This window comes from Micromonospora sp. M51 (assembly GCF_018070305.1).
Taxonomy (GTDB): domain Bacteria; phylum Actinomycetota; class Actinomycetes; order Mycobacteriales; family Micromonosporaceae; genus Micromonospora; species Micromonospora parva.
This window is the reverse complement of record NZ_JAGPXZ010001457.1, coordinates 1-526: the sequence shown is the minus strand read 5'-3', so window position 1 is coordinate 526 and position 526 is coordinate 1. Positions and strand designations below refer to the sequence as shown.

General features: G+C 76.2%; 1 protein-coding gene. It reads right to left on the bottom strand.

Going from position 1 to position 526, the window contains the following annotated elements:
- Window positions 1–526: adenylyltransferase/cytidyltransferase family protein (locus KBX53_RS35425; protein ID WP_210864081.1), on the bottom strand; the 526-nt coding region annotated here is incomplete at both ends.

Below are 526 nucleotides of genomic sequence, written 5' to 3'. Positions count from 1 at the left end.
GGCGTCCCCACCACCGGTGGCGTAGTCGCCGCCCTTGACCCAGACGTCGGGGCGTATCCAGGACAGCGCCGCGTCCGGGGTCGGCTCGTCGAAGATGAGGACCGCGTCGACGCAGCTCAGCGCGGCCAGCAGCCGGCCGCGGTCACCTTCGGACTGCACCGGCCGGTCCGGCCCCTTCAACCCGGTCACGCTGGCGTCGGAGTTCAGGCAGACGATCAGGCAGTCACCGAGCTGCCGGGCGGCCTCCAGGGTGGCCACGTGCCCGGCGTGCAGCAGGTCGAAGCACCCGCCGGTGGCCACCACGGTGCCGCCAGCGGCGCGTACCTCGTTGAGGAGCGTGGCGACGGCGGCGACCCCCACCCGGTCGGCCACCGCACCACCTCGTGGTCCGCTCTGGAGAACGCGCGGCCCCGACGTGCTCCCGGCCCGCACCTCGGGCCCCGACGGCGGCAGCGCCGCCGCCACCCCCCCACCCGCCCCGTACGCGGACGCCGCGGCGACCGCCACCTGCACCGCCTCGGAGACC